The 6,182-nt window shown below is 24.5% G+C and carries 5 protein-coding genes; all 5 read right to left on the bottom strand.

The features are described from left to right. Nucleotides 1-162: 162 nt before the first annotated feature. Complete coding sequence (gene repA / locus BUCICURT3053_RS02065) at nt 163-1,008, bottom strand: plasmid replication initiator RepA (protein ID WP_154061357.1); 846 nt, start codon at nt 1,006-1,008, stop codon at nt 163-165. A 180-nt stretch (nt 1,009-1,188) separates the two neighbouring features. Continuing rightward, a complete protein-coding gene (gene leuA / locus BUCICURT3053_RS02060; protein ID WP_154061356.1) occupies nt 1,189-2,733 on the bottom strand; it encodes a 2-isopropylmalate synthase in 1,545 nt (514 codons plus the stop codon). A gap of 146 nt (nt 2,734-2,879) precedes the next feature. Continuing rightward, a complete protein-coding gene (leuD, locus tag BUCICURT3053_RS02055) occupies nt 2,880-3,494 on the bottom strand; it encodes a 3-isopropylmalate dehydratase small subunit (RefSeq protein ID WP_154061355.1) in 615 nt (204 codons plus the stop codon). Between the two features lie 35 nt (nt 3,495-3,529). Then, nucleotides 3,530-4,921, bottom strand: a complete 1,392-nt coding sequence (gene leuC / locus BUCICURT3053_RS02050; RefSeq protein ID WP_154061354.1) for a 3-isopropylmalate dehydratase large subunit — start codon at nt 4,919-4,921, stop codon at nt 3,530-3,532. After that, the gene (gene leuB / locus BUCICURT3053_RS02045) at nt 4,918-6,018 is read right to left on the bottom strand and encodes a 3-isopropylmalate dehydrogenase (protein ID WP_154061353.1); all 1,101 of its coding nucleotides are present in this window, start codon (nt 6,016-6,018) and stop codon (nt 4,918-4,920) included. The genes leuC and leuB overlap by 4 nt, the downstream gene beginning before the upstream one ends. Between the last annotated feature and the right edge of the window lie 164 nt (nt 6,019-6,182).

Raw genomic sequence — 6,182 nt, 5'->3', positions numbered from 1 at the left:
TATTTTAAAAAATTTTTTTTTATTAAAAATAGATTTAAAAAGTGAAATTATTAAATGAAATAAAAAATTTTAATACATTTAAGAACAAAATTTTTTTTTAAAAAAAAATACCCCTATGCAGTTAAGCATATAAAAAATATTACTAATAATTTTAATTTAATTTTAAGGAATAGAATTTTTAGCTAATTTTATTAATTTAAAATATTCATAATTTACTTTTCTTTTTAAATTAGTTAATCCTATATTACAAAGTTCTTTAATAGAATATTTTTTTACTAAATTATTTAAAATATATGAGCGAGCATATTTTTCTTCTAATTGTAGAATTTTAATTGCTGTATTTTTTTGTTTTTGAATTGTATGTTTAGATTTTCTTGATAATAAAGCTGCATAAATATGTCTTTCTTTTGCTTGTTCTTCAGCTTCAAAAAATGTTATTTTATTTTTTCCTTGTTTTTCTAATTGACTATTTATCCATTTTAATTGTTTTGTCCTAACATTTTCTAGTCTATTTTGAGAAATATTAAATAACATAAAAAACAGTGGTTTTAAAAAAATAATTTTAGGGATATACATTTTTAAAATTTTATCCCATACTTTTTGACAACTAATTAAACCAATAGGTTCCATAAATTGTGTAATTAATCTTGAAGCTCTAGTAATAGATTTATTTCCTGCGCTAGAATATGTAGATAAACCACATACATCTGATAATTTTTCTACAGAAGCCATTACTAAAGTAGAAACTATATTAAAATGATATAACATAGCTTGAACCATAGCTCTTAAAGCGCGTGCGCGATGTTCATTTAAACGTCTTACTCTCGGAGGAAGAATACATCCTGTTACAGGGTGTCTTAACTGATTAGTGTAATAAATTTCATTACGAGCAACATCTGTTTGAGCTGCACATTTCATTGCATATCTAATAAAAGCTGGACGTTTTTTACGATTTTCTGGTTGAATAAATTGCGGGTATGGATTATATACATATTTTTTTTTTATCATAAATACTCACATTAAAACTATCATAAATATGATAGATAACCATTAATAGAATTAAATAATTTTCAATAATAAAGTTAATTGAATTTATTAAAAAAAAATTAAAAATTTAAAAAAACTTTAAAATAATTATTTTTTTTTATTTAATTTGAATAAATTAAATTTTTAATAATGATTTAAATATTATTTTTTCTTTTCTAATTCTTTATTAACTTGTTTAGATTTCCAAATATAATTTAATACATTTATCATCGCTTGAGCAGAAGCCTCAATAATATCAGTAGCTAAGCCAACTCCATGAAAATTACGTAATTTATATTGTACTACAATATCTACCTTTCCTAATGCATCTTTACCCTCTCCATTAGCTTCTAAATGAAATTTTTTTAAAATAATAGGATATAATGTTGCTTTATTTAAAGCTTGGTATATAGCATCAACAGGCCCGTTGCTTGTTGTAGCTTTTTGAATATTAGTTTGAGATCCACACATTAAAATAATAGAAGCTACAGAAAGACCAGATAATTTAGATTGTACATCAAAATATTCTAATTTAAAATATTCTTCAATATTTTGTTGTTTTTTAAAAAAAGCTAAAGCTTCTAAATCATAATCAAAAATTTGTCCTTTTTTATCTGCTAATTTTAAAAAATCAATATATAATTCATTTAAATTATAATCACTATTTTGATACCCCATTTCTTTCATGCGATGTTCTACAGCAGCTCTCCCAGAACGAGAAGTTAAATTTAACTTACAATTATTTAATCCAATAGAAGTTGGATTAATAATTTCGTAATTTTCTCTATTTTTTAGCACGCCATCTTGATGAATTCCAGAAGAGTGTGTAAAGGCATTTTTTCCTACAATTGCTTTATTTAAAGGTATTGGCATATTACAAAATTGACTTACTATTTTACTAGTTCTATAAATTTCTTTTAAATTTATATTAGTAAATTTATTAAATCTTTTTTTATGTACACTTAAAGTCATAATTACTTCTTCTAAAGCAGTATTTCCAGCTCTTTCACCTAATCCATTAATTGTTCCTTCAATCTGTCTTGCTCCAGCTTCAATAGCACTAATAGAATTCCCTACAGCCATTCCTAAATCATTATGACAATGAACTGAAATTATTGCTTGATTAATATTTTTAACACAATTAAATAAAGTAGAAATTATTTTTTTAAATTGTGTAGGTGTAGTATATCCTACTGTATCAGGAATATTAATTGTAGTAGCTCCCGCTTCAATAGCAGCTTCTACAATACTACATAAATTATATAATGGAGTGCGTCCAGCATCTTCACAGGAAAATTCAATATCAGATGTATATCTCTTAGCTCTTATGATAGAAGAAGTAGCCATATCAATTATTTCGTTAAAACTTTTTTTTAATTTAGAAAATACATGTAAATTAGAAGTTCCTAAAAAAAGGTGTATTCTAAAATTTATTGCTTTTTCCATTGCTTGAGCTGCAATTTCAATATCTTTAGGCAAACAACGAGCTAAACTACAAATTTTACTTGTTTTAATTATTTGAGAAATAGATTTTATTGACTTAAAATCACCCGGGGAAGAAATAGGAAATCCAACTTCAATAATATCTACCCCCATTCGTTCTAAAGCTAAAGCAACTTGCATTTTTTCGTTAACTGTTAAACTTGCTTGTAATGCTTGTTCACCGTCGCGTAACGTTGTATCAAAAATAATAATTTTTTTGTTCATATTAATCTCCAGAAAAATAAAATAAAAAAACAAAATTATATTTAATAAAAAATTTTGTAATTAAAAAAATTTTTATATAAAAACTAACAAAATTCTTATACTTTAATATAAGAATTTTATTAGAAAAAATATTAATTAAAAAATTACTAATTATTAGTAAAAAAATAATATTGATATTTATTTTTTTCGTACGAATCTATTTTTTTTTCATATTTTAAAGTAAAATCAATATTATCAAAATTATACATAATACATTGTTTTTGTATTACATTAATTGAAAACGGAATACTGTTGTTATCAATAAAAATTTTTTCTTTTAATAAATTAATCATACAAATAACATTTCTTTTTTTTTCAATTATAAAAAATAATTTATCTATTATTTCTTTAGAAAGAGAAATTAATAATAATCTATTATTTAAACAGTTATTTAAAAAAATATCTGAAAAACTTTGTCCAATTATTACTTTAAATCCATAATCTAATAAAGACCAAACAGCATGTTCTCTAGAGGATCCACACCCGAAATTACTTCTAGTTAATAAAATACTAGAATTTCGATAAATTTTTTTATTTAATATAAAATTAGGATTTTCTTTTTTTCCTAGTTCATCTAAAAATCTCCAATTATGAAATAAATGTTTACCAAAACCCTTTTTACTAACTTTTTGTAAAAATTGTTTAGGAATAATTATATCAGTATCTACATTTGATACATCTAAAGGAGCCATAAAACCAATATGTTGAATAAAGTGTTTCATATAAAAATATCTTTAAAGTTTATGAAGAGAAATCATTAATTAATGTTTACAAATTTACCGTATAAAGCTGTTTGTGCAGCTAACCATGGACTCATTAAATGAGTTCTCCCATTAACGCCTTGTCTACCTTCAAAATTCCTGTTACTTGTAGAAGCACATCTTTCTCCTGGTTTTAATTGATCTTCATTCATCCCTAAACACATAGAACATCCAGCATGTCTCCACTGAAATCCAGATTTTTTAAAAATCTTATCTAGTCCTTCTTTTTCAGCTTGTTTTTTTACTAAACCCGAACCAGGTACGATTAAAGCTTCTATGTTATCTGCTATAAATTTATTTTTTACTACTGACGCAACAATTCGTAAATCTTCAATTCGAGAATTTGTACATGAACCAATAAAAACTTTATCTACTGGTACATTTACTAAACTAGTACCTGGTTTTAATTCCATATATTCTAAAGATCTTTTTGTATCTTCTAATAAATTTTTATCATTAAAACTATTTAAATCTGGAATTTTATCTGTAATAGAAATTACTTGAGATGGATTAGTACCCCAGGTTATCTGTGGAGATAAATTAGATATATTAATTGAGAAGTTTTTTTCAAAAATAGATTCTGATCCTGATTTTAAATAACTCCATTTTTTTATATATTCTTTCCAGGGTCTATTTTTAGGAATAAAATTTTTATTTTTTAAATAATTATAAGTAATATGATCAGGCTGTATAATACCTGATTTTGCACCCATTTCAATAGCCATATTACAAATCGTCATACGGCCTTCCATACTCATTTTTTTAATAATTGGTCCTGTAAATTCTACTACATAACCTACACCACCAGAAGTACCTAATTCATGAATAATTTTTAATATTATATCTTTAGAATATATATTATACTTTGGTTTTCCATAAATATGAATTTTCATATTTTTCATACGATTTTGGGGTATAGTCTGTGTAGCAAAAACATGTTCTACTTCTGAAGTACCAATTCCAAAAGATAATGTTCCAAATGCTCCATGTGTTGAAGTGTGTGAATCACCGCAAACAATAGTCATTCCTGGTAAAGTCATTCCTTGTTCTGGACCTATTACATGTACAATTCCTTGATTTAAATTATTTAAATCATAATATGGAATATTAAATTCTTTACAATTTTTTATTAATGTTTTAATTTGTTTTTTTGCCATTTTTGAAGATAAATTAATATTTCTTGATAATGTTGAAACATTATGATCCATAGTTGCAAATGTTTGATTTGATCTACGAATAGTTCTATTTTTTAATCTTAATCCATCAAATGCTTGTGGAGATGTTACTTCATGAATTAAATGTAAATCAATATAAATAATTGGTGTAATATCTTTTTCTTCATGAACTAAATGTGAATTAAATATTTTTTGATATAACGTTGTTTTCATGATTTTATTATCTCAGATAATGTTTGCGCAATATTATCACCCATTTGTTTAGTTGTAATGTAATTCTTTCCATCAGAAATATCTAATGTTCTATATCCTTTTTTTAAGGTATTTATTACTGCTAATTCAATAAACTGAGCTACATAATTAAGTTTTAAAGAATATTCACATAATAATGCTAAAGAAAGAATTTGAGCAATAGGATTTGCTATATTTTTACCCTTTAAATCTGGAGCTGAACCACCAGCGGGTTCAAATAAACCAAAAAAATTTTTATTCAAACTAGCGGAAGGAAGCATACCAACAGAACCAGTTAACATCGCACATTCATCTGATAGAATATCACCAAATAAATTTGAACATAAAATCACATCAAATTGATTAGGATTTTTAATAATTTGCATTGCAGCATTATCTACATATAAATGAATTAATTTTACTTCAGGAAAATTTTTAGAAACTTTTGTTACAACTTCTCTCCATAAAGAAGAACTCTCTAATACATTAGCTTTATCTATAGAGAAAACAAGTTTTCTTCTTTTCAAAGATAATTGAAAAGCAATATTAGCAATTCGTTCAATTTCTTTAGTAGAATAAATTTCTGTATCAAAAGCAGAAATATTTTTTTTATCAAAAGTATTTCTACCCTTAGGCAACCCGAAATATATTCCTCCAATTAATTCACGAATACATAAAATATCAAAACCATCTTTTATTATTTCTTTTTTTAATGGTGACAGCTGTTTTAAAGCAAAATTTAATTTAATAGGCCTAATATTCATGAATAAGTTAAAAAATCGTCTAAGCGGCAATAAAGCGCCTGTTTCAGGCTGTTTATCTCGTGATAAACATGTCCATTTTTCTCCACCTACAGAACCAAACAAAATTGCATCAGATTTTATACATCCGTCTAGTGTTTCTTTAGGTAATGGAGTTCCAAATTTATCAAATGCAATTCCGCCAATATCAAATTCATGTGTTTTTATTTTAAAATCAAATTTTTTATTTATAACATCTAAAATTTTATATGTCTCTGACATAACTTCAGGTCCAATCCCATCTCCAGGTAGAATTGCTATATTAAATATATTTTTCACTTTTTTATTGCCTTCTTAATATCTTTCTACAAAAAAATTTATTGTATTAAAGTATACTATATAAAATATAGTGTGTCTTTATTTTTTTTCTTTTTTTTTTTTATAAGTTATTTTGCATTTATTTCTATAAGAAGCATATATATTTTTTTATCACATGCATCTAA

Origin of the sequence: Buchnera aphidicola (Cinara curtihirsuta) (assembly GCF_900698895.1) — a bacterium.
Classification (GTDB): domain Bacteria; phylum Pseudomonadota; class Gammaproteobacteria; order Enterobacterales; family Enterobacteriaceae; genus Buchnera_F; species Buchnera_F aphidicola_AX.
Note: the sequence above shows the minus strand (reverse complement) of the source record. Positions and strands in the feature narration are given on the sequence as shown.

What these genes read in the sequence shown, in the direction of transcription:
- leuC (WP_154061354.1), bottom strand. Translation starts at nt 4,921, where the DNA reads ATGAAAACAACGTTATATCAAAAAATATTTAATTCACATTTAGTTCAT.
- leuD (WP_154061355.1), bottom strand. Translation starts at nt 3,494, where the DNA reads ATGAAACACTTTATTCAACATATTGGTTTTATGGCTCCTTTAGATGTA.
- leuA (WP_154061356.1), bottom strand. Translation starts at nt 2,733, where the DNA reads ATGAACAAAAAAATTATTATTTTTGATACAACGTTACGCGACGGTGAA.
- repA (WP_154061357.1), bottom strand. Translation starts at nt 1,008, where the DNA reads ATGATAAAAAAAAAATATGTATATAATCCATACCCGCAATTTATTCAA.